Raw genomic sequence first — 23,738 nt, forward strand, 5'->3', positions numbered from 1 at the left:
CCAAAATTCAAGCATACAGCTCACCAAAATGATTTTAGCGGCAGCTTCTGGTTTTCCTTGCATTTTCCATCTAAATCATGTATATTCTTATCTAATATCATACACCAAAAGGAGTGAACATAATTTGGATTCAAGTGTCCCTATACAGGCGGTCACCATATTAATTCTGGTGCTATTATCCGCCTTCTTTTCCTCAGCGGAGACGTCCATGACAGCCGCCAACCGCATTCGCATCCATTCCCTGGCAGAACAGGGAAATAAGCGAGCCATTACCCTGGAGAAGGTAATTTCCAATTCCGGGAAAATGCTCAGTACCATATTAATTGGAAATAATATCGTAAACATTGCCGCATCTTCCCTTGCGACTACCTTTACCATGAAGGTATTTGGAAGTATGTATATCGGTATTGCTACCGGTGTTATGACGCTTCTTGTTCTTCTATTTGGCGAAATCACCCCGAAGACCATTGCCACATTGAAAGCGGACGACCTCGCTCTTTCTTACGCCAGACCGATTTATGCACTTATGACAGTACTGACTCCTGTCATTTACATTGTGGGGAAACTGGCAAATGGCATTCTTTTTCTCCTTCGTGTTGATCCTAATGCAAAGAAGGATACGATCACAGAACATGAGCTTCGTTCCATGGTAAATGTGGGACAGGAAAATGGTGTGATCGAGCGTGAAGAAAAGCAGATGATCTACAATGTGTTTGATTTCGGTGATTCCGCTGCCAAGGATGTAATGATTCCCAGAATTGATATGACGTTCATAGATGTAGACTCCACCTACCAGGAGCTTATGGATATTTTCAAAGAAGATATGCATACCCGTTTCCCGGTTTATGAGGACAATACTGATAACGTCATTGGAATCATCAATATTAAGGATCTTCTTCTCTATCCTGAGAAGGAGCAGTTTTCCATCCGCAAGATTCTCCGCGAGCCTTATTTCACTTATGAATATAAGCGCACCACAGATCTTATGATGGAAATGAGAAAGGCGTCTGTCAACCTTGCTATTGTTCTGGATGAATATGGTTCTACCGCCGGACTTGTTACACTGGAGGATCTTCTTGAAGAGATCGTTGGTGAGATTCGTGATGAATATGATGAAGACGAAGAAGAGCCGATCCGCGAAATCCAGCCAAGAAGGGAATACGAGGTACTTGGTTCTGCCAAATTAAGCGATATCAACGAAGCCCTTGGTACCAAGCTTGAATCTGAAGACTATGATTCTGTCGGCGGCTACATTATTGAACAGCTTGACTGTCTTCCACGGGAAGGCGAATCTGTCACTCTGGAAGACGGCATGCATCTGGTTGTAGATGAACTTGACAAAAACCGTATTGAACTGGTGCACATCTGGCTTCCAGAACATCGGGAAATGCCAGAAGATTCCGATAGTAAAGCATAAAAATAAAAATCCGAATGTTTCTCCATTTACAGGAACATTCGGATTTTTTAATTTTCATCGACTCTTTTATCAGTCCTTCATCTTTTTGTTGTCCCCTTATCTCCCAACATCAGACAAAACTGTTTTATAATACGCTGCATTTCTCCGGTAACCGCCTCTACTCCCTCTTCCGTTTCGCGCCAGTTCTCTCTTGTAATTCCATCCGGGCAGGACGGACATACCAGGATTTCAGCTTCCGGATACAGAAGCTGATAATACATAAGAGATCTTCTCGCATGATAGGTCTTACAGCAGAGCAGGGCTTTTTTCACCTGAATTTTATGAAGATCCGTCACCTGCCTGGAAAAAATAGCATTTTCATAAGTAAACGTCGCCTGGTCTTCCTCCAGGATTGCACTCTTTGGCACCTGGTTTTTCATAAGTACTGTTTTAAGAAATTCCCATTCTGTTTCATATATTCCATCGTAAACTTCTTTTTTGGACTGTACTCCTGCAAACTTTCCCAGTGTGATACTATATCTCCCGCTTGGCAGAATATAGGGTGCATAACCCTCTTTATACAATAAAGCAGCGTTCTCTGCCATCTGGGGATATCCATTTCCTGGCACAAAGATTACATCAGCTTTTTCTGGTTTATTTTCAACAAAAACAAAATCTTCTGTCTGTTTTAGAAATTCCGGGTAATTCACTCTTTTGTTTCCTTTCTTTTGCAAAGACTATTCTGAATAGCACATTTTTCACGTACAATGCCAACGCCTATTTAGGCTGGTTTTCTCGATATTATAGCGTTTTCATTCTCTCACTACAGTGCTCTTCCAAGTTTTCATTATAGCGTTTTTCTAAATTTTATTATAGTGTTTTTTCTATATTTTATTGTATGTTTTTTCTATACTTTTCCATATTTTTCATACACTCATTCTGTAATCTCCCTGCAACAGGTTGTTGTCACTTTGTTTGCAGCAACACGGTACGCGATACGCAAAAATGCTCAAATCTTACACTATCTTTAAATGCTGGAGCCAGCTTACTTTGTTACGATCAAAGTACTATAACCTTCATCCCGCAAGGTCTGCTCCATACGGATCGCATTATCCAGCTGTAAAAAAGCCCCCACCTGGACTTTATAAAACTCCCCGTCCTGCAAAATATATGCCGGGTATCCTTTCTCCTGAAGCATATACAGCATCCGATCCGCATTTTCCCGTTTTCTGAAAACGCCCGTCTGTACCCGGTAATAAAGTGGCTCTTCTCCTTTCTGCTGATCCAGGGTTCCGAGAATTGCTCCTGAAATCGCCTGGGCAATTTCTTCTGTCTTTTCATCGTAAAGCTTATTATCCTCATCAGAATTTATAAATCCAGTTTCGATCAGAAGTGCTGGCATTTTGGTTTTTCGCAGCACAACAAGCCCTGGCCTTGCCTGTACCCCTATTTCGCGAAAGCCAAGCTCGCCCAGCGCTCCAAGAATATTCTGCGCCATTTCGTATTTGATGCCGCTTTTGTCGTAAACCAGAACCTCCGCCCCATTATACTGGTTCACTTCCGGACTGCTGTTTCTATGAAAAGAAATAAAATAATCCACATTTGCTTCATTCGCCAGTTTTGCCCTCTCAAATGGGGAAAGATATTCATCTGTAGTCCTGGTATATAAAACATCAATCCCATTTTCAGATAAGATTCTTCCTACATCCATGGCCAGCGCAAGGTTATCATCTTTTTCCCTGCGGCCTTTATATACCGCGCCAGGATCGTTTCCACCATGCCCGGCATCAATCATAATGGAATATGACATGTCAAAAATTCCTTTCAAAATACTATTTCTCTATTAGAATATGTAAAAAAATACCAAAAGCAACTTGACTTTTACGCTTTAAAGCGGTATTATTTTGTGCAGGCAATACTTTAAACCATGAAAATACTTTTAAGGAGGAAGTAATATATGAAAAGAAAAGTTTTATCCGTAATTCTGACCGGAGCTATGGTAGCAGGCCTTGCAGGTACAGTAACCGTACACGCAGAAGAGCAGAAGACATACAACATCGGTATCTGCCAGCTGGTTCAGCATGAAGCTCTTGACGCTGCCACAGAGGGATTCAAGGACGCTGTTAAAGAAGGTCTTGGCGAAGAGAATGTTACCTTTGATGAGCAGAATGCACAGGGTGATTCCGCAACATGTAGTACAATCGTTAACAACTTTGTATCCAGCAATGTAGATCTTATCCTTGCAAATGCTACTGCTTCTCTTCAGGCAGCTGCAGCAGGAACTAGTGAGATTCCGATTCTTGGTACTGCAGTCACAGAGTATGGCGTAGCTCTCGACCTTACTGACTTCGATGGTACTGTAGGCGGAAATATTTCCGGTACTTCTGACCTGGCTCCACTTGACCAGCAGGCTGCAATGCTCAATGAGCTCTTCCCAGATGCAAAGAATGTAGGTCTTCTCTACTGCTCCGCTGAGCCAAACTCCCAGTATCAGGTTGATACTGTAAAAGCTGCTCTTGAGGATCTTGGATATACCTGTGAATATTATGCATTCTCTGATTCCAACGATATCTCTTCTGTAGTTACAAATGCAGTTGCAGACAGCGATGTTATCTATGTTCCTACAGATAATACAGCAGCTTCCAACACCGAGCTGATCAACAACATCTGCCTTCCGGCAAAAGTTCCGGTAATCGCAGGTGAAGAGGGAATCTGCTCCGGATGTGGTGTTGCTACACTTTCCATCAGCTACTATGACCTTGGAAAAGCAACTGGTGAAATGGCAGTTAAGATTCTGAAAGACGGCGAGGATATCTCCACAATGCCGATCGAATATGCACCAAACTTCACCAAAGAATATAATGCAGATATCTGCGAAGAACTTGGAATCGAAGTTCCGGATGATTACGTTGCAATCGGTGCAGACGCAGAATAATAAATTCTCATATTGATTCTGACAGATAATTTGGACATTTGGCTGCTTTCTGGCAGCATAAATTACAGACAGCGGGAAGGGAAGCCTCTCTCGCTGTTTGTGTCGTTTTTAACAGAATGTATTTTTTAGCATATTTTCTGCATAAATATGCATTTTAGCTTGTTTCTAAACATATGTAATAAAGAATTTTCGCATGCAGGAGGATAAAGACATGCAAATCGCAAACTTAATAATGGCACTTCCAGGTGCCGCTGCCCAGGGTCTTATCTGGGGTATTATGGCCATCGGCGTTTATCTTACTTTCCGTGTTCTTGATATCGCCGACCTGACTGTAGATGGTACCATGTGTACCGGAGGCGCTGTCTGCGTTATGATGATGATCAGCGGACACAATGTATGGGTATCTCTTCTGGTCGCAACTCTGGCTGGTATGATAGCCGGACTTGTCACTGGTATTTTCCATACTTTTATGGGTATCCCGGCCATCCTTGCCGGAATCCTGACACAGCTTTCCCTGTACTCTATCAACCTGAAGATCATGGGAAAAGCCAACCAGGCCATCAACGTTGACAAATACCCGATTCTGATTTCCCTGCGCCGTATCAAAAACGTGCCTATTACACAGAATACAATCCTTATCGTAGCTTTATTTATCGTAGTAATCATTGCTATTTTGTACTGGTTCTTCGGAACAGAACTTGGATGTTCTCTGCGTGCCACAGGATGTAACCCAAATATGTCCCGCGCACAGGGTATCAACACTGATTTTTGCAAAGTACTCGGACTTATGATTTCCAACGGACTGGTTGCTCTGTCCAGTGCACTTCTTGCACAGTATCAGGGCTTTGCAGATGTTAACATGGGACGTGGTGCTATCGTAATCGGACTTGCTGCTGTTATTATCGGTGAAGCGATTTTCGGTCGTATTTTCCGCAATTTCGCACTTCGCCTTCTGGCTGTAGCATTCGGCTCCATCCTCTATTACCTGGTTCTTCAGACCGTTATCTGGATGGGTATTGACACAGACCTTCTGAAGATGCTGTCTGCACTTGTAGTTGCTGTATTCCTGGCAGTACCTTACTGGAAGGGAAAATATTTTGCAAAACCAGCCAAACGTGGAGGTAAGAACAATGCTTGAGATTAAAAACATATATAAAACCTTTAATCCGGGAACTATCAACGAAAAGGTTGCTTTGAACGGACTTTCTCTGAAATTAAATGAGGGCGATTTTGTTACTGTCATCGGTGGAAACGGAGCCGGAAAATCTACAATGCTGAACGCAGTTGCAGGTGTATGGCCAGTAGACGAAGGCCAGATCATCATTGATGGAACCGATGTCACCAAGCTCTCTGAGTACAAAAGAGCTGCTTACCTTGGCCGTGTATTCCAGGATCCTATGACCGGAACTGCTGCTACTATGGGAATTGAAGAGAATCTGGCCCTCGCCAAACGCCGCGGGAAATCAAGACTTTTACGTTCTGGGATCACAAAAGCTGAGCGCGCAGAATATAAAGAACTTCTGAAAATCCTGGATCTGGGACTTGAGGATCGTCTTACTTCCAAAGTGGGACTTCTCTCCGGAGGTCAAAGACAGGCTCTTACCCTTCTGATGGCCACCCTGCAGAAGCCAAAGCTCCTTCTCCTGGATGAGCACACCGCTGCCCTTGATCCAAAAACGGCAGCCAAGGTTCTTGATATTACTGACCGTATCGTCAACCGGGATCATCTTACAACTCTGATGATCACTCACAATATGAGAGATGCCATTGCCCATGGCAATCGCTTGATCATGATGATGAATGGAAAAATCGTTCTGGATATTCAGGGCGAAGAAAAGAAGAAGCTCACAGTAAAACAGCTTCTGGATAAATTCGAAGAAGCCAGCGGCGAGGAATTTTCTAACGATTCCGCTATCCTGGGGTAATGATAATCTTACATCATCAAAATACATTGCCTACTTTAGCTGCAGTCAGATTACAAAGTAATCTGCTGCAGTTTTTTTGCTTCTTTATTCTCTTCCGGCATCTTTCTCTGTATGCTATTTTTATAAATGCAATCAGATTTTGTGCAATATTTCCTAATCTTCCTCCTTGCATGGCTTAGGAGTTCCCAGATCTATAAATACAGTTCCTTTATACATCAAAAACGTCCCGGTATCCCTGCAATATCTGTATACCCTGTCTGTGAGGAAATCCTCGTCCGGAGTAGCCTCTCTTATCGTATCTCTTAAAACCACTTCCAGATCCTCAGGATAGGAGCGGTCCGCATTATGGATCATCACCTCGTGAATACTGGTAAATACCATATAAAAGTCCGCATTCATCAAATTTGCCAGTCTCTGGGCCACTCCTGGCAGAAATACTGCAACCGCCCCATTTGTCCTTCTGGCCGTACTCAGACAGTTTCCGATGCTATCTCTTTTCAAATAGAATTCATGGTTCAGATCCATAAAACACTCACCGTCATATTCCGGATTGTAGATCATTTTTTCCCAGAAAAAAATACGGGGAGGTGAAATAAAATAAGTATTCACAAGTGCTGCTTCAAAAACTGCATTTTCATCAACTTCCCACTCGTTCAGATTTTCCCTGCGTATCTTCATACTACTGATACAGCCGTTCATACTCCCCACCTGCATGTACAATACAAGGGCTATATCCCCGATTCTACGGTATACAGCTCTTGAAAGCTCTCTTTTATGACGCTTCACATTGAGAAGCCGGATAAACAGATCTTTTTTTATTTTCTCATAGTTATTCAGATTTTTAGTTTTCTCAAAAAAGCCAGCATCTTTCAGCTTACGTATCTCACTTTCCACTGTATTTGCAATCTGTTCCAGAGATACGCCATCCTCATAGTCCTCGAACAATTCTTCTGTATGAATTCCGCAAACCTCTTTTCCTGTGACTGAAGCATTACATTCCACAAAAAGCCGGTCGCCATTTGGTGTCATGCCCTCTTCATCCTGCTCTTCAAAGTAAATCTGTTTCTCTGTAAGCCCAAGTCGTTCCAATAATGTCTGACGTAACTCTTCCACAAATTCGTCATAGTCTCTGTTCATATGAATTTCCTTTCTTCAAATGACTTTCCAAAATAGAAAACTGCTGAAATAAAATAGGCGAAATGCCAAATGAACACCGTCTCTGCTGTGCACTGCAGTGATCTGTGTCTGAAATAAAAGATGGAAGCAGATATTTAGAATTGATCGTGCTTCCTTTGAGTTGCTGTATGACTAGTATATAAAATAAAACCAGGTTTGTAAAGGACTTTTTAAAGACAATTTGTTACCGGAAGTTACAGTTCTCGTTTTTTTCTGTGACCTTTGGTCACAAAATCCTATGCGGAATGCTACCTGTGAATAGAGACGCAAAAAGGGCCTGCCGCAAATAAATACGGCAGGCCTGAATACTCTTAAATGATTATGCCTGAGGACCAGCTGCAACAAGTGCTTTACCAGCTGCATTTCCCTCATATTTCTTGAAGTTCTTAACAAAACGATCTGCAAGATCTTTTGCTTTTACTTCCCACTCAGAAGCGTCTGCATAAGTATCACGAGGATCAAGGATACCTGTATCAACGCCTGTAAGCTCTGTAGGAACCTCGAAGTTGAAGAATGGAATCTTCTTAGTCGGAGCTGTTAAGATAGCACCGCTGAGGATTGCATCGATGATACCACGGGTATCTTTGATGGAGATACGTTTTCCAGTTCCGTTCCATCCTGTGTTAACCAGGTATGCTTTTGCTCCGCTCTTCTCCATTTTCTTAACAAGTTCTTCAGCATATTTTGTCGGATGCAGTTCAAGGAATGCCTGTCCGAAGCAAGCTGAGAATGTAGGTGTAGGCTCTGTGATTCCACGCTCTGTACCAGCAAGCTTAGCTGTGAATCCAGACAGGAAGTAGTACTGAGTCTGCTCTGGTGTCAGGATAGATACTGGAGGAAGTACTCCGAATGCATCTGCGGAAAGGAAGATAACATTCTTAGCAGCAGGTGCAGAAGAGATCGGGCGAACGATCTTCTCAATGTGATTGATCGGATAAGATACACGGGTATTCTCTGTAACGCTCTTATCAGCGAAATCAATCTTGCCTTCAGCATCAAGTGTAACGTTCTCAAGAAGAGCGTTTCTCTTGATTGCATTGTAGATGTCTGGCTCAGAATCTTTATCAAGGTTGATAACCTTAGCATAGCAGCCACCCTCGAAGTTAAATACTCCGTTGTCGTCCCAGCCGTGCTCGTCATCACCGATGAGAAGTCTCTTAGGATCTGTGGAAAGTGTAGTCTTACCTGTTCCGGAAAGACCGAAGAAGATAGCGGTGTTCTCACCGTTCATATCTGTGTTTGCAGAGCAGTGCATGGAAGCGATGCCCTTAAGCGGCAGATAGTAGTTCATCATGGAGAACATACCTTTCTTCATCTCTCCGCCATACCATGTATTAACGATAACCTGCTCACGGCTTGTAATATTGAACATTACAGCTGTCTCAGAGTTAAGACCTAATTCTTTGTAGTTCTCAACTTTAGCCTTGGAAGCATTGTAAACAACGAAATCTGGCTCGAAGTCTTTCAGCTCTTCCTCTGTAGGCTGGATGAACATGTTTGTTACAAAGTGTGCCTGCCAAGCAACCTCAACGATGAAACGGATTGCCATACGGGTATCTTTGTTAGCACCGCAGAATGCATCAACTACGAAAAGTCTCTTATTAGAAAGCTCTTTCTTAGCGATCTCTTTAACTGCTGCCCATGCTTCCTGTGTTGCAGGATGGTTATCATTTTTATATTCGTCAGATGTCCACCATACGGTGTCCTTGGAATTCTCATCCATTACGATATATTTGTCTTTAGGAGAACGTCCGGTATAAATACCTGTCATAACGTTAACAGCGCCAAGCTCGCTGACCTGTCCTTTTTCAAAGCCCTCAAGACCCGGTTTGGTCTCCTCTTCAAATAACATTTCATAAGAGGGGTTGTAAACAATTTCTGTAGTTCCGGTAATACCATACTTGCTTAAATCGATTTTTGCCATCTTACACTTAACCTCTTTTCTCTAAAATGGAATTCATCTGCGAATGCAGATTCTATAGCTACTGCCCATCAGTTCACCGTAATACGTATCGAAGAATATTACCTGCGGCAGTAACCTCTATGGTACAAAACCTAAGGAATGGAACTGGTTTAATTCCTTTTTTCCTTATCCTATATTATACATAACTGGGGAATAAAATCAACACAATTTTTCCGATTTTCTGCATTTTTGTTAAAGTTTTATCATATAGGGAACACGCTTTGTAAAAATTTCAAAAATCCATCGCATCCTTCCAATACATCTTCATAAGTGGCATCAAAATTCCCAGTATACCAGGGATCGGCAATATCCCTGTCTGAACCTGCAAACGAAAGAAACTTGTACACTTTCCCTTCAGGATCTCCCTTTAACATCCGGTTTAAATTCCGTATATTTGCAGCATCCATGCCTATAATATAATCAAACTTATCATAATCGGATAATGTGATCTGCTTTGCTCTATGAGGTACCAAAGGGATTCCTTCCTCCCTCAATTTGTTCACCGTTCCCCAGTGTGGTGGGTTTCCGATTTCTTCTCTACTGGTTGCAAAACTATCTATAATAAACTGATCCGATATGCCTAGGGCGTTTACCTTGTAGGTAAATACGCTCTCAGCTAAAGTGGACCGACAAATATTTCCATGACAACAAAAAGCTACTCTTATCATTGGTTTTCTCCTATCATCAAGCAATTTTTAAATATACCTTTCTCTCTGTTATTTGTTTACAATAGTTCAAAGAGTGCCGTGGCAAACAAATAATACTTTTATCAAAATGTTAATCCTCCTAAAATGCACTGTCCTGCCCCGATTTGCTCCGATTTATCCCGCCTGTTTTCGGGGTGTAGCAGCGTTTACTCTGTCACAGATTTCCCGAAACAGGGCAAAATGGAGCAAGTTACGGCAGGCTGTAGTAGTAAAATGGTAGTAAAACCAAGGCTGTGTTACTACCACCAAATCATGATATTCCCCTAAATATTCCCCTCATATCGGGGTCTAAAACCGTAATGAAAGATAGCCTCCACAAGTTCTGTCATTGCTTTGCCACAGTCCGCTTTGATAAGTACGTTGATACGGTGCAGATTCTGAAGCATCCAAGGCTTTACATTCTCTGGGGTCACACCTATTTTCTGAAATTCCTCATCGGAACAGATGGATTTGGCAAGCGTACTTGGAGCATGAAATCCATAATGTTGGCTGGTAAATCTGGCATTGCTCTTCTCGTTCGCTTTTCCAATCTTCAAATATTCGTACTCGGTTTCTGTTCCGTAAGCAAAAATATAGATAGCCGCATAGCCTTTTGGCAATCTCTTTGGCTGCGTATGTGGACATCCAAGATTTTCTATATAATAATCCTCCGGCTCCAGCTTATCTCCAAGCGTCATTGTAATTTCCTCAATGTATTTCATTTGGTGTTTGATATCATCTACAATCACTGTACTGCCTCCTCTAAAGTACAATTATCCAAATATCATTATAGCATACGTGCCAACAATTCTCCACTGAAAAACGCCCTGCTTCCGCAGAGCGCCTTTCCCATTCTTTATTGTCACACCACTCGGAACATCTTTTGGGTCACAGGCTTTTCGCCTGTAGTCTTTTCCAGTTCTTTCTTGGCAGCATTCAGTTCTTCCATGCGAATCATCTCGTCTTTGGCATCCTCCAAGCCAAGGTGGGTGTAGGTGTTCATAGTCACACCGATATCCGAATGTCCCATGAGGTACTGGAGCGTTTTCGGATTCATCCCGGCTTTCGCCATATTGGAGCAATAGGTGTGGCGGCACACATGGGGCGTGATGTTTGGCATCTGCACCCGGTAGATATCGTTGTACCTCTGCACAGCGTGGTTGAAACGGTGCTGCCAGTGCATGGCCACCTCCGGCATCCCGTCCTTGTCCAAGTACAGAAAGCCACTGTAACCGTCCACGAACTTCTCCACCTTCGGTATAGGTCTGTCCTCAATGATTGCCCGGAAGCAGTATGCCACATCCTCTGTAATCGGAAGTTTCCGTGTTCCGGCATTGGTCTTTGTGGACTGAATGATGTATTCCATCTTCGATGTCCGCAAAAGCTGATGGTCGATGGTAACGATGTTGTTCTCCAGGTCAATGTCCTTGATGGTAAGTCCACAGAATTCGGAGATTCTCATTCCCGTGTGGAAAAGGATATAAAATGCCTCGTAATACTTGCAGTACACATTATCGTCCCGGACGAACTTGAGGAACTTCCGCATCTGGTCTTTCGTGATGGCTTCCCTCGTAACGGTGTCATTCACCACCACCCCGGCAAGTTCAAAGCCGAAAGGGTTCTTGATGAGGACATCATCGTCCACCGCCATCTGGAATGCCGGACGGAGGACACCTCGCACGGTTTTGACGGTACTGTACCTTCTGCCATCCTCCTGCAGTTTGATGAGAAATAGCTTTGCATCGGAGGTCTTGACCATACCGATCTTTTTCTCTCCGAAAGGCTCGTTCAGCAGAATGTTCCGAACGAAATTGTAGTTCATCTTCGTACTCGGCTTCACGCCAGTCTTGGTGGCAAGGTATCGGTCTACCAATTCAATGACCGTCAAATTCTTGCCTGTGGGGTCAAGCTGGTTGTCGAGGTCGTATCCAATCTGCTTCTCCAGTTCCCGGAGGGAAAGGCAGGGCTTTTTGCCCCGGGGCAGCTTGTCGGTCGGTTCAAGCCTCCAACTGTATACAAACTTTGGTTTTCCATTTACATAATATTTGAACTGGTATTTGCCGTCTGCCCGGAGGGATTCTCCCCTGCGGAGGACACGGTTCTTTGTATCACGCCTCCTGGGCGGTCTTCCTGTACGTGCCATTCTTCAACGCCTCCTTTTCATGTGGATGATTTTTAAGCCACAGTTCCAGTTCCGACCGGATGATGAGCCGTCTGCTCCCATACATCGCAAGGAACGGAATCGTGTCCATTCCATTCATCAGTTTCCAGAACTTTCTCCGGCTGAGTCCGAAGAGGCTGATAGCCTCCTCGACCGTCAATGTTTCCTTTTCTTCTATTCTCGGTCTTCGCATTCACACACCTCCTCCATGCCTCCGTTGTTCAGGCACTCCATGATGTATGCCTCAAACAAATGCCGAACGATAAGGTATCGGTTGCCGAAGTAGAGTGCGAACTTGTTGGTATTGTTTTCTGCCAGCCTTCTCATGTTTTTGATGCCGATACCGAAGTAATCGGATGCCTCCCTGATAGAAAGCATATACTTCTCATTGATGGGGATGTTGCTGGTTCTGCCCCATGCATTTTTCTTTTCTTCCATCTGCCAATCCTCCTTTCGTAGCGTGACTTCTTGGGTCATCGTATATTCCCGTACTATTCCCAAGAAGTCAACTACTATTGGCAGATAAAACAGAATTATATCTCAGAAGATTGCTCGATAAAACGCTCGAATTTTGTGCGATTTATGAGATAGCGGTTTCCGCTGAACACAGCAAATCCGCCCAGGTTATCCTCTGCCAGTCTACGCATCTTCTTGATGCCGATGTTGAAATATGCTGCGGATTCACGGATGGACAGCAGATATTTCTCGCTGACAGGCAATCTGACTTCCGCTTCGGTTTCAATATTATTCATAATGCCTCCTGTCTGAGGGAATCGGTTGTCCCTCCATGTAATTGTTTTCTACAGAGGGTGGGCAAAAACGCCCACCCCCATCTTCAAATTACTCTGCGACCTTCAGAGCCTTAACCGCATCCTTCAGTACCAGTTTGGAATCCACACGCTCCGAGAGCAGGAATCCTACCTGTCCGAACTTGGCATAGGCTTCGTTCAGACGTTTGATGTTGCGCTTGCCACGATCACCGATCCAGAAGTAGCTGAAATCGCCAAACAGAACAGGTTTCCTTCCAGGAACGATTTCAGGCATATAGTTGGACAAATATACACGATGTCCGAACAGCGTATCGTATCCATCGTCCTTGAACTTACGATTCCAGATATATCTGCCATCAAAGTATCTGGTTTTACGAAGTTCATGATAGGCATCCTCCGACATTACAAAGACAGCCGAATTCGGGCAGCGGTATGCCTGCTTTACGGAATACACCAGGTCGATTATATCGTCCATGCTGATTTTTCCGCTCTGTTCTGTGGTAGCACCGACTTCGGCCTGATGTACCAGGCCAAGAGGCTTGCCGATACCATCACCTACAAGGAAGGCTTCTTCCTCCGAGACGGCAATACGTTCTTTGTATTCCTGGGCAATATATGCCTCCAAATCAATGCCGGAATCTGCCAGCAGTTCTTCGGACAAAAGCGTCATTGTTCCCAATTTGTGCGCTCCGAGAACGATCTCTCCAAATTCAATATCTGCATTGCAATAGCGTTCTGTTTCACCAATCCACTGGGCATCTCCGTTTTTCATCACAACCGGAATATGCAAGTCCTGTGTAGTATTCAGCACCGTACCGATGCTGCGCAGAAAATTCGCATCTCTCAGGGTTTCCACCAGCTTATCTTCATAAGTATCCGGCACGAGGAAGCCCTTTGCTGTGTCACCGCCATCACGGAGTGTATTCTCAGGGATGCCGGAATACATATGTTCCCAAAAGGCACGGTTATAGGCAGCTTTTACCTTCTTCTGCTCCTCAGTGGCATCCACAGCGGGCTTCACCCCGGTGAGGTTGTGTTTCAGTTCTTCCAGATGCGCCATCAGCTCATTCACCGTCTTGATTTCTTTCATTGTATTTTTCCTCCATAATCCTTAAATTCTGTTGCCCATTCGAACACGGAGCAGACGCTCCATCACATCATCCTGCGGAGTCGGGCCATTGAACTCCACAGTGCAGTTCTCTTTCACCACCTGGTAGATCTGATACCAGGCAGTGTTGGCCTGTTTCATATACTCCCGCCCCATCGTCACATAGGGTGAGGAGATCACGGTTCCCGTAGGTTTCTTGGCAAGGAAGCCATACTCGGACACAGCCTCCTCACACTGAATCCAACGAGCCACAGACATGGCATACTGCTCAATCTGCTGGGTAGGAATCAGCTGGTCGCATTTACGCTCATGAAGCCACTCCCAGGTCTCCTTGAAAATATCCTCGGCACAGGTGACACTTCCGTCCTTCTGCTTTGCTTTCAGATAATCCTTGACAGGGGGCATTTCGGCACCCTGCAAGTCTGCGGCATCATTTCCAAAGTCCACCGTGGTCAGCTTTCTGCCGCCGGGATTCCCGTTGGCCAGTTTTTCAGTTAATGCTTTCGGCTTTCTGCCTGCACCGGGGCGAGAACCGCCACGGTTTGTTCCGTCTTTAGACATCCTGTTGTCCTCCATTTCTGTTTGATTTCTTGGTTTTTTACCTTTGAATACGCTTTGAATTCCTGTGCGATTGCGGCACCGTTATGCAGGAAGGCATCCGTAGAGATTTAGACCGCCTCTACGGTCGCTCACATTGTTGTAAGTGGAGAATTGATATTGCTTCTTCACTGCAATATGATTTGTTTCCCGAATGTTTGATGCCAAAAGAGTTCATACAATCAACGGCACCATCTCCTCTCTGTGATTGCGTGATGTGATAGTACTCTGAAATCCATCCCCACAGAGGGATGCTCATCACACCGCCGTGCATCGCATACATACTTTTTTGTTTTCCTGTTCCAAAAGTGAAAAGTACTGTCACACTGTCACAAAATCTCGAAAAGCCTTGAAATATCGAGGTTTTTCGTGTGACAGTACTTGATGAGCATCGTCACCGTGACTATCACAGCTGTCACATCAGGCAAGAAAATCCGAAGAATCATAGCCGTATGCCTTGCTGTAATGCTCACGAGCATCGTGGGACAGGGTGTAATCCTGATAGAAGCTTCCGTTTCTCGTATGAGTAACCAGATCGGTATGCTCCTTACCAAGGTGGTCGGCTATAGCGTTTCGGAACTCCCTGGCTGTTTTGGCATAGCCGTTGTTGTTATCCTGGCACCAAGCCTTATAGACATCGTAGATTTTCCCGGTCGTGCAATTATCGGTAATCTTCCGATTCTCACGCTCCACCACGCACTCGTTCCAGAATGCCAGGGCGGTATTCGTTTCTTCCAGGTATGCCTTTCTTGCTGCGATGACCTTCTCCGGCTCGGTAAAGCGGTATCCGTTTGCGATGACATTTTTCAAAGCCATAACAGCCTTAAATACGATGCCGTCCCGCTCGGCAATCATCTTTTCGAGAAGCTGTGAATCCTGCTCCTCAAGCGGTATTACGTTGGGGCAGTTCAGAACCATGATGCGGTCGAACACCCATCTGCCGTCATCCCCACCGAATTTCGGTAAGCGATTCATGCAGAACCACAGAAATCCGTCATAACGGTAGGTGAAGAGCGGCATCCCTTTGAACTCAGCCATAACATGATCACCGCCTGTCAGGCTCTTGAATGTTTTCAGTTCGCCCACAGACATGAAACTCATGTCCGCACTTCCGGCAAGCCTTGTTCCGTAGACTGCACCTGTTCCGAACCGGGCTTCAATTTCCCGAAGGTCGATACCGATATAGTTTTTGGCACCAAGTATGTACTCTACCAGGCTCTTTAGCTGGGATTTGCCTGTGTTGCCGTCACCCACAAAGAATGCGGATTTCTTCATGCGGAAACACTTGACATTGGAAATGACTGCTCCGACGATCTCGATGCAAAGGTTTATCATCTCCGGGTCATTATCCATGAGCCTTGCGAGGTACCGGTCAAAAACGGGTGTCGGCATCGGTTCTCCGTGCCATTCACATGGCAGCTGAGTAGTGGAATACACCTCCGGGCTATGTGGCAGAAGCGCCATGTCTTTCAGCCGGAGTAATCCGTTCTGGAAGTTGATGATTCCCTCATCAGCATTTAGTTCATCCTGCTTGACGTAGTTGAGGTCGGTGGTAATAATGCCCGCCGCACCATACACAGCACTCATCTGAAGCAGAGAGAAGTCATATTCCTCGATGTACCCCTTGATAACGGCATGAAGCATATCCGATGCATAAAGGCGGTAGACTCCGTTCTCATAGACATAGAGCCGAACCGATTCTTTGCCGTCATTACGGACGAGGATGTAGTGCAAATGCTCTTTGGTGTACTTGGCAAGAAGCGGAATGCTGATATGCGGTACGCCTTTTCCGTCAAAGACGATAAACTCCGGGGCTGGCATCACGCTGCGGTGGAACACACCGTTACAGGCTTCGATACCCTTCTCGATCGTGCTTGTCCGATAATCCTCCCGCTCCCACTTGTCACGGTAGAGAGCAGAACCACGGAACAGCCTGTCGATGGTAACCGGGTCGGATCCGACACGAAAGGCAATCAAAGCACACAGGGCACAGTCCGCACGAGATTGGTCTACTGTGCCGTCTGTATGGAGATATTCGCTCATGTCACCCTTGTCATATAGGGCAATGAACTTTTCACCGTTCTTGGCTTTGCGGAGATCTGCGATGATATCGAAATCCGCATCCGCCTCGTGTGTGACCGGGGCAGATGTTCTTTTCTTTGATTTCTGGGTTGGCTTCTTCCTCCGCATATCCTTATCCAGGGTGGTGAGGAGAGCCTCCGTGCAATCACAGAGAGGTACTTCCCGGATGGCATTGCCTGTGAATACCGCAAAGCGGTTTGTAATGCCGCCGTAGTAGAGTTCCACATCGTTGGGGGCCTTCATATAGAACTCCCGACTGAGCCGTGTCTTTCCCTTGCTATCGATATAGGTCGGTATCCTGGATGTGTCGCATTTGCCGTAGATATGGATACCATTTCCACTCACGGAGTATTCCGCATAGGACGAGAACCGCTCAAGCATCATCTGCACAAACGGGTCATCCCTCGCCCGGTTATCGATATCCAAGAAGAAGTATCCAGGGGGCAAAACAAAACCGATGCCGTCATAGTGTTTTTCTTTGGCGGCTTTCTCAGCCTCCGCTTTTGTCACCCATGTACACCTATAAGATTCGTCCGTGCCTGTAGTGCATCCGCTTGCAGCGATTGGAATCTTGGTGCGTTTGCCTTTACGGGTACTGTAGTACCAACATACCCAGATTTTTTCGTTTTCCAGGGTTTTCATGGTGGCGCACCTCCTGTGGTATTCATTTTTCATCACTCCTTTCTGAAGGACCTTGTTATCTTCCCTTCATCTCTTTACGGACAGCCGGAATCGTGTTTTTCCGTTTTTTCCAGCAGCTATGTAACCGAGAGATGAAGAGATTCCGATTGTCTTGTCCTTCCACCTGCTATGCAGCCCTAAATCTCCAAATTCCGAATTTCGGAGAAAAAAGGTGAAAATATTTTTTCTAGGACAATTGCTTTCGGTCGGAGTCCATTCCCTTCTGGTAGCTATGTATTGGAAATGGGAAAAACGGACATTTTTTCGGTACTTCCAGAGATAATTTTTCTCCGCTTGATAGCCACAGGAGAAGCCAAAATCCTGCTCCCCTCATATCTCTTTGGACAACTGCAGCCCAGAATCACGGGAGAATTCGTAGGTTTGTCTCTCTTCTGTCAGCTATGTAGTCAAAAACGCTGATCTTCCGAATTTCGCACAAGTTTTTGTAAAAAGAGCAAAAAAATCCCCTCAACCCGGAAATCCCAGGTGAAGGGGTGTGCTGTGTTCGCTATTTACTTTTTGTCACGGAAAGCACTGTTGCCATCCAGGTTCTTCAAAAGGATTTTTCTGGATGCCTTGTACGCATCCCCGATGAATCCCAGCCGGAGCAGGAAACACCGAAAAGCATACTTCTCGTTGTCTACTGGCCGCTCCTTTGCGGTGATTCGCTTGCTGTTCTTCGCCATCTCCGCAAGGGCGGTAATCAGTTGTGTGTAGGCGGTGACCTCCTCTGGGCTACCGGAAATGTGGAACCAAGGGAATCGAACCTTGCCATCGGTTACTTCGTAGGAAAGCGTATCCGTACCCAGTGCCTTTCGCAGCAGATTTCCTTTACTCTCGATGATTCGGTCGAGGTTCACACGGGCAGCATCTGGAAGTGTTTCCTCCGGTAGCTCAATGCAAAAATTGTAGGTGTTGGTGTCCGGTTCGACCTTTGTTTCCGGCTCCGGCATCTCCGCATCCGTTGAGCAGCATCCCAGCTGTGGCTCTTCGGCCGCAGAGGTATCAATCACAATGGCATAATTCCATCCTCTGGCAGTCAGTGTCTGTAAAAAACTCTCTGCATCCGTTACATCCGCTCCCCAAGTGAGTGTGCCGTCCTTGGCGATGATGTAACCACCAACCCGGTAGGTACAGGTCGGCATCCTCATGTATTTTGCTTTTTCGCCCAGAATTTCACTAATGTCTTTCACCAGTTCTTTCCGGTCTCTCCCCCGAAGGTCGAAGCTAATCGGCTGTTTCTGCTCTATGGCTTGGCAGAATTCCTCGAATCCCATGTGACCATTCTGTTTCATCATCTCGCTTGCTGTGTTCAGTTCTTCTTTCGTCTAATCTCTGCTCATCTGCAAATCCTCCATTTCGTTTTGGTAGGTGTATATTCGCTCTGATTACACAGAATAGCAAATTGATTTCAACACATAATTGCCACAAAAATGTGTATCACAGACTGTGCATAATTTTACCGGTTCTCGAAGAGAAGCAGTATATCCTTCATGCCCGATCTGTACAGAAAATCCCAGCATAGTACCCACCGCCAGTTTACCGCACTCACATAGCGGTCTATTTGAACCCTCACCGCTTTGGACAGATTCAACTTCTGTATTTCTTCTTCATATTTCTTGATTTCTTCCAGCGCTTCCCGGTACTGCTGATTCTGTGTCCTCAATTCCTTTTCCAACTCATCCGTTCTTGTTTCCATGAAAAAATCCAGAAGACGGCCTGTTTCTCCCTCTTCTGGATTCATGATTTCTTTCTTCAATTTTGCAAGCATACTTCCGTAAGAAAAAATCATGGACTGTCCCATGTAAAAATGGTACTCTCTTTCAATCAATTCTGCGCTGCTTTCCAGTTGGAAATATGTGTGTAATATCTTATGTTCTTCCGCTGTCAGCGTAACCGCATCTTCTGTCTCAAACAGAGCCAGCACATTCGGATTCTGCTCCATCAGTTCTTTCATTTTCTGTTTCGTGTTCCGGTATTCTACGTTATGTCCCCTTAAATATTCACATACCTTCTGGTCTACCTTTTCGTCCAGTGTGAATTCCATCCAATATGAACCCTGTTTATTTACCATAATACTAATCCCCTTTTCTGCCTGATAGCCTTTGTTAGTTATAGAACTATATCACTTTTGAGGGAAATAGCAATTCATCAGATGTACTGAAAGAGAGCGCAAGAAACTGGTACTTTTATGCCACAATATACCCCTGTGCAATGACATATTATAAGATATTTGAGGAAAATTGCTTTCGGTCGGTATCCCTTTTCCTTTTGGAAGCTATGTATTTGAAAGAGGCATAATCCCAAATTCAGAAATCATTTCAAAAAGGACAGAAATAATATCTTCCATGTGTCTACTCTCTAAAACGGAATAGATAGTATACCCTCAGTTCAAATGCCACACTTACTGAATTGACATTTTAAACTTTCCGTTTTATAATTGAATTGATATTATTTAGACTTGAAAGAGGTACCATGATGACTATATCAGAGCAAATTAAAGTGCTTTGTGTTCGAAACAATATAAGCGTTTCTGAACTGGCACGCAGAATTGGAACTTCTCCACAAAATTTTAATGCCAAGCTTAAACGCGAAACATTTACCATATCCGACTTGGAGCAAATTGCATCTGTAACCGGATGCTCTTTTGAGCGGAAATTTGTTCTTTCGAATGGAGAATCTATATAAATGACACAGAATACTATTAATGCTTATACGAACTACAATGATAATCGTGATGTTATTTCTCTTTTTTCTGGTGCCATGGGGCTCGATATTGGTTTAGGAAAAGCTGGCCTCAATGTTGTAATCGGTCAGGACTTCGAGCCAGCATGTGTGGAAACCATGAAAGCCAACGGACATAATGTCCTTGGAGGAGACATTCGAGAAATTGATCCTCAAGTACTTCTTGATATGACTGGGTTAAAGGTCGGTGAACCATTTTTGATTTGTGGTGGTCCTCCTTGTCAGCCGTTCTCAACAGCCGGAAAACGACTTGGAATCAATGACCCTCGTGGCAGTTTGTTCATGGATTTTATTCGAATGATTGACTACATAAAACCTCGCTTCTTTGTCATGGAGAATGTCAAGGGTATAATGTCCGCACCGCTTAAACATGTTCCTACTGCAGAAAGAGACGATACTGATCCAGATCAGAAACTTGGCACTGTGTTAGATGTTATTCTGTCTGAGTTCAATAAATTAGGCTATAAAACAGTCTATGGTGTTCTTGATGCTGTAAACTATGGTGTTCCACAGTTCAGAGAGCGTTTTGTATTAATAGGTAGCCGAGATAACGAGGAAATTTTCCTTCCTATCCCTACCCACTTCCCGAAACACCAGAATCCGAATTATCGCTGGGTCACTGTTGGTCAGGTTATCAGGGATTTAGAAGATAACGATACCGAATGCGCAAAGCTTGGAGATGAACGCAAAGGATACCTTCATCTCGTCCCTGAAGGTGGAAACTGGAAAGATCTGCCTGCGGAACTAATTCCAGCAGCAATGGGTGGTGCATATAAATCTGGCGGTGGTAAAGTCGGTTTTTATCGTAGATTGAGTTATTCTCAGCCTGCTCCTACTATTACTACATCTCCGGCACAGAAAGCAACAATGCTGTGTCATCCGAAGAAAGACCGTCCGCTAAGTGTAAAGGAATATGCGAGAATTCAGCAGTTCCCGGAAGATTGGATTTTTACCGGAACCACAGCTGCAAAATACAAACAGATTGGTAACGCAGTTCCTATTGGGTTGGCTGAAGCAATCGGACAAGCCATTCTTTCAACAGCAGATAATTCTGCAGAAATCAAGACAAAACGATTCCGTGGAACAGGTGTTCACAACCGTATTAAGGATGCCCTTGAGATTGGAGGAACCGAAAATGGCAATCAGTAATTCTTATGATGAACAAGCTGTTGTCCAGGCTATCGCAAATGCTCTGGATATTTTCTACAGCACCCTTATTGATAAAATTGATGGCCTCGATATTAAAAAGGTCATGAAAAGAAAAAATCCGTATTTATACCGTGCAAAAGCAATGCAGAGTGCATCAGAAATTGTTGAATCTGTTCTGAACGCATTTGTCACTTCAAGCGAGGAGACCATCTTCGGCAATTGTTTCTTTGAGCCTATTGCTATCGCAGCAAGCGGAGGCAACAAAGCTCTCGCTGAGGGTATCGATATTATGATTCAGGACAATGATACCAACACTATCTATGCTGTTGCCGTAAAAAGCGGACCATCAGTATTTAATGCAGATAGCAAGAAAAGACAGGAACAAAACTTTATGGCTGCCTCCAAGCTTGCTCAGCAAGCCAAGGCACGTTATGAAGCATACATTGGATACTGCTATGGAAAAAAGAAAACCTCAGGCAAAGGTATGCCAAAGTTCTACCAGGAATTAGCCGGAAAACAATTCTGGGCAGAACTGACTGGAGACGAAGAGTTCTATATCAAAATTATTTCTTTCATGGGTACTCTTCCAGAGCAGTATGTTGCTTCCTATAAAGAAAGCTATAATAAAGCAGCAAATCGACTGGTTAGAGAATTCTCAAACGAGTTTTGTTCTGAAGACGGCAGTATTGATTGGGAGAAATTAGTCGAGTTTAATTCTGGGGACTAATAACTAAATCAGAAAGGAGCGTGGGGAATATGGAATATGCTATTGATCGGTATTCGGTTGGTACAGAGATAGAAGTATCTGCCGGAGATTTCGACAATTCATATATTCCTCGTAGAACAAGTCGCTTCTTCTGCCCCGAATGCGGAGAACAGGTCTATTGGCGTGCTGGCGGTGGTTCTCATTACAGCCATTTTTATCACAAGGTGAAGACAGCTCGATCGCCGGAGTGCGATAAGCGTGTGGATGGCAGAGCTGGTCTAAACCTTTATGAACGAGTTGGTTTACCGCTCTTTCTTTCAAATGTTGGTGGTTCATTTCAACTTTCTATTGGCTTCCCGGCACTCGGAGCCAGATTATTACAGCAAGCCGCTCAAAAGAACATAAAGGTTATTATAAAAGGCGGTTCATATGAGCGCTCAGCCCCATTAAACTCCAATATGTTTTTTGATAGCACCACAACGTTGGTACCGATAAATTTTATACCTTCGTATGCCTCAAATTACTCTATTACACTTAGTCCACCATATAGTGCATACGAAATTATACGTCGGTGGTCTGATTATGCCGATGGTTTCGATTACGGTGGTGCTATTTTTTCTTATGATGAAGTAAACAGTAAAAAAATAAGGCGCGGTGACAGCGTTTCTCCAGGTAAGCAGTACTACATTGTCTCAAACAATTTCTCACCAAGTTATCCTGAGATAAAGCACCGAAAAATTGGATCTATACAACTGAGCAATTCCGTTTACAGCATTTACAGTGTGACAATCGAAGTGTCATCAAAAGATGAGTTTCGATTCACGCTAATCAGTAATTACTTTAAGAGCGTATTCAACGTATGGCTTCTCGATACTGCGCCAGAAATAATCCCGCTTTGGCCGCCCTGCATACTACAGGATGTTCTAGTTCCGGTAACCGAAGGTAAAATCCATTGTTCTGTAAACAGCGGTAATGCCATGCCGCATGTATACTCATATACCGACTCCTTTGTGTCCTCTGTGCAAGTCACACAGCAAAACGAGCGAGCTACCATAGAAATACCATCGTACCGTTCGTTAACAACATTGTCGGTAGACAGAAAATATGCCGGAAGAGAAATTACTATTTCCAGACGTCCATTCAAGCTACCGGACTACCAGTATCAGTTTGATTTTAGAAGAAACGATACATCTTCCATTGATGTTTCAAATTTAGGCAAGGATGACCTCGCATCTGATTTTTCGATTATTACAAATGCAAAACTGGAATTATACATCGGAAGCGAAAATAATACTTATCAACATGTATCCGTGCGCTCAGCAAATACTCTGATACCATCAAGAAATGATTCTTGTAGTATAATTCTTGTAATTGAAGATTCTGTGTATGAGCAATACCAGATTGAGCGAACAGAAAATCGTTCCGAATTTGATGAAATCCGCTTTATTTCTGGTCTTTACGCTTATGCTAAAGGAACAATGGTACAAGCCCCACGATGGGTTATTTATTTTTCCGACCGTTGTCGAAAAATGGGTTATTTTGCAGTTGCCGCAGCAGTTCTCCGCTTGATAACTAATGGTAAAATTGCAATTGGTGCCCTCCAATATGTACAAACACATCAAAAAGATATTCTGTCGCGATAGTAAGCGATATCATCA

At 44.2% G+C, this 23,738-nt stretch carries 23 protein-coding genes; 8 read left to right on the forward strand and 15 right to left on the reverse strand.

The window, feature by feature from the left end; genetic code table 11:
• The first annotated feature begins 124 nt into the window (after positions 1 to 124).
• Positions 125 to 1,417, forward strand: coding sequence for an HlyC/CorC family transporter (locus tag ACTQWB_RS08890; RefSeq protein ID WP_441501378.1), 1,293 nt, complete (start codon positions 125 to 127; stop codon positions 1,415 to 1,417).
• A gap of 77 nt (positions 1,418 to 1,494) precedes the next feature.
• Here the strand turns inward: ACTQWB_RS08890 and ACTQWB_RS08895 are convergent, their stop codons facing one another.
• On the reverse strand, positions 1,495 to 2,106 hold the full coding sequence (locus ACTQWB_RS08895; RefSeq protein ID WP_441501377.1) for a YdcF family protein: 612 nt from the start codon (positions 2,104 to 2,106) through the stop codon (positions 1,495 to 1,497).
• 335 nt (positions 2,107 to 2,441) lie between these two features.
• The gene (locus tag ACTQWB_RS08900) at positions 2,442 to 3,206 is read right to left on the reverse strand and encodes an N-acetylmuramoyl-L-alanine amidase (protein WP_441501376.1); all 765 of its coding nucleotides are present in this window, start codon (positions 3,204 to 3,206) and stop codon (positions 2,442 to 2,444) included.
• A 147-nt stretch (positions 3,207 to 3,353) separates the two neighbouring features.
• On the opposite strand from ACTQWB_RS08900, the gene ACTQWB_RS08905 reads away from it, so the two are divergent.
• From ACTQWB_RS08905 to ACTQWB_RS08915, 3 genes are all read left to right on the forward strand, one after another.
• Positions 3,354 to 4,331: an ABC transporter substrate-binding protein gene (locus ACTQWB_RS08905; protein WP_441501375.1), complete on the forward strand. Its 978-nt coding sequence runs from the start codon at positions 3,354 to 3,356 to the stop codon at positions 4,329 to 4,331.
• Between the two features lie 211 nt (positions 4,332 to 4,542).
• Positions 4,543 to 5,469: an ABC transporter permease gene (locus tag ACTQWB_RS08910; protein WP_441501374.1), complete on the forward strand. Its 927-nt coding sequence runs from the start codon at positions 4,543 to 4,545 to the stop codon at positions 5,467 to 5,469.
• A complete protein-coding gene (locus ACTQWB_RS08915) occupies positions 5,462 to 6,256 on the forward strand; it encodes an ABC transporter ATP-binding protein (RefSeq protein WP_441501373.1) in 795 nt (264 codons plus the stop codon). Before ACTQWB_RS08910 ends, ACTQWB_RS08915 begins: the two co-directional genes overlap by 8 nt.
• Before the next feature lie 153 nt (positions 6,257 to 6,409).
• Here the strand turns inward: ACTQWB_RS08915 and ACTQWB_RS08920 are convergent, their stop codons facing one another.
• The 13 genes from ACTQWB_RS08920 to ACTQWB_RS08980 all read right to left on the reverse strand — a co-directional run bounded on the left by ACTQWB_RS08920 (position 6,410) and on the right by ACTQWB_RS08980 (position 19,554).
• Positions 6,410 to 7,393: a DUF5688 family protein gene (locus ACTQWB_RS08920; RefSeq protein ID WP_441501372.1), complete on the reverse strand. Its 984-nt coding sequence runs from the start codon at positions 7,391 to 7,393 to the stop codon at positions 6,410 to 6,412.
• Positions 7,394 to 7,751: 358 nt separating this feature from the next.
• Complete coding sequence (gene pckA / locus ACTQWB_RS08925; RefSeq protein WP_441501371.1) at positions 7,752 to 9,356, reverse strand: phosphoenolpyruvate carboxykinase (ATP); 1,605 nt, start codon at positions 9,354 to 9,356, stop codon at positions 7,752 to 7,754.
• A 242-nt stretch (positions 9,357 to 9,598) separates the two neighbouring features.
• Entirely contained in the window at positions 9,599 to 10,063 is a 465-nt protein-coding gene (locus ACTQWB_RS08930) for a low molecular weight protein-tyrosine-phosphatase (protein ID WP_441501370.1), read from the reverse strand.
• 302 nt (positions 10,064 to 10,365) lie between these two features.
• Positions 10,366 to 10,830 carry a hypothetical protein gene (locus ACTQWB_RS08935; RefSeq protein WP_441501369.1) on the reverse strand — a complete coding sequence of 155 codons (465 nt, stop codon included), beginning with the start codon at positions 10,828 to 10,830 and terminating at the stop codon, positions 10,366 to 10,368.
• A gap of 113 nt (positions 10,831 to 10,943) precedes the next feature.
• Positions 10,944 to 12,224 carry a tyrosine-type recombinase/integrase gene (locus ACTQWB_RS08940; RefSeq protein ID WP_441501368.1) on the reverse strand — a complete coding sequence of 427 codons (1,281 nt, stop codon included), beginning with the start codon at positions 12,222 to 12,224 and terminating at the stop codon, positions 10,944 to 10,946.
• On the reverse strand, positions 12,190 to 12,435 hold the full coding sequence (locus ACTQWB_RS08945; RefSeq protein ID WP_441087892.1) for a helix-turn-helix domain-containing protein: 246 nt from the start codon (positions 12,433 to 12,435) through the stop codon (positions 12,190 to 12,192). Before ACTQWB_RS08945 ends, ACTQWB_RS08940 begins: the two co-directional genes overlap by 35 nt.
• Positions 12,417 to 12,680, reverse strand: a complete 264-nt coding sequence (locus ACTQWB_RS08950) for an excisionase (protein ID WP_441501367.1) — start codon at positions 12,678 to 12,680, stop codon at positions 12,417 to 12,419. Before ACTQWB_RS08950 ends, ACTQWB_RS08945 begins: the two co-directional genes overlap by 19 nt.
• A gap of 95 nt (positions 12,681 to 12,775) precedes the next feature.
• Positions 12,776 to 12,994 (reverse strand): excisionase, encoded by a 219-nt coding sequence (locus tag ACTQWB_RS08955; protein ID WP_427806620.1) that lies wholly within the window; start codon positions 12,992 to 12,994, stop codon positions 12,776 to 12,778.
• 88 nt (positions 12,995 to 13,082) lie between these two features.
• On the reverse strand, positions 13,083 to 14,102 hold the full coding sequence (locus ACTQWB_RS08960; protein ID WP_441501366.1) for a phage major capsid protein: 1,020 nt from the start codon (positions 14,100 to 14,102) through the stop codon (positions 13,083 to 13,085).
• A 21-nt stretch (positions 14,103 to 14,123) separates the two neighbouring features.
• Entirely contained in the window at positions 14,124 to 14,681 is a 558-nt protein-coding gene (locus tag ACTQWB_RS08965; protein WP_441501365.1) for a P27 family phage terminase small subunit, read from the reverse strand.
• A gap of 456 nt (positions 14,682 to 15,137) precedes the next feature.
• Entirely contained in the window at positions 15,138 to 17,042 is a 1,905-nt protein-coding gene (locus ACTQWB_RS08970; RefSeq protein WP_441501364.1) for a phage/plasmid primase, P4 family, read from the reverse strand.
• A 950-nt stretch (positions 17,043 to 17,992) separates the two neighbouring features.
• Positions 17,993 to 18,778 carry a virulence protein gene (locus ACTQWB_RS08975; protein ID WP_441501363.1) on the reverse strand — a complete coding sequence of 262 codons (786 nt, stop codon included), beginning with the start codon at positions 18,776 to 18,778 and terminating at the stop codon, positions 17,993 to 17,995.
• Positions 18,779 to 18,939: 161 nt separating this feature from the next.
• Positions 18,940 to 19,554, reverse strand: coding sequence for a DUF6664 family protein (locus ACTQWB_RS08980; RefSeq protein WP_441501362.1), 615 nt, complete (start codon positions 19,552 to 19,554; stop codon positions 18,940 to 18,942).
• Positions 19,555 to 19,958: 404 nt separating this feature from the next.
• Here ACTQWB_RS08980 and ACTQWB_RS08985 point away from each other — a divergent pair, with 404 nt between their 5' ends.
• Genes ACTQWB_RS08985 through ACTQWB_RS09000 form a run of 4 tightly spaced genes read left to right on the forward strand, consistent with a single transcriptional unit; the run spans position 19,959 to position 23,723 of the window.
• Positions 19,959 to 20,168: a helix-turn-helix domain-containing protein gene (locus ACTQWB_RS08985; RefSeq protein ID WP_441514607.1), complete on the forward strand. Its 210-nt coding sequence runs from the start codon at positions 19,959 to 19,961 to the stop codon at positions 20,166 to 20,168.
• Entirely contained in the window at positions 20,169 to 21,374 is a 1,206-nt protein-coding gene (locus ACTQWB_RS08990) for a DNA cytosine methyltransferase (protein WP_441501360.1), read from the forward strand.
• A complete protein-coding gene (locus ACTQWB_RS08995) occupies positions 21,361 to 22,101 on the forward strand; it encodes a PmeII family type II restriction endonuclease (RefSeq protein ID WP_441501359.1) in 741 nt (246 codons plus the stop codon). Before ACTQWB_RS08990 ends, ACTQWB_RS08995 begins: the two co-directional genes overlap by 14 nt.
• Before the next feature lie 29 nt (positions 22,102 to 22,130).
• Positions 22,131 to 23,723: a hypothetical protein gene (locus tag ACTQWB_RS09000; RefSeq protein ID WP_441501358.1), complete on the forward strand. Its 1,593-nt coding sequence runs from the start codon at positions 22,131 to 22,133 to the stop codon at positions 23,721 to 23,723.
• Positions 23,724 to 23,738 lie beyond the last annotated feature (15 nt).

This window comes from Blautia sp. HCP3S3_H10_2 (assembly GCF_052122375.1).
Taxonomy (GTDB): domain Bacteria; phylum Bacillota; class Clostridia; order Lachnospirales; family Lachnospiraceae; genus Blautia_A.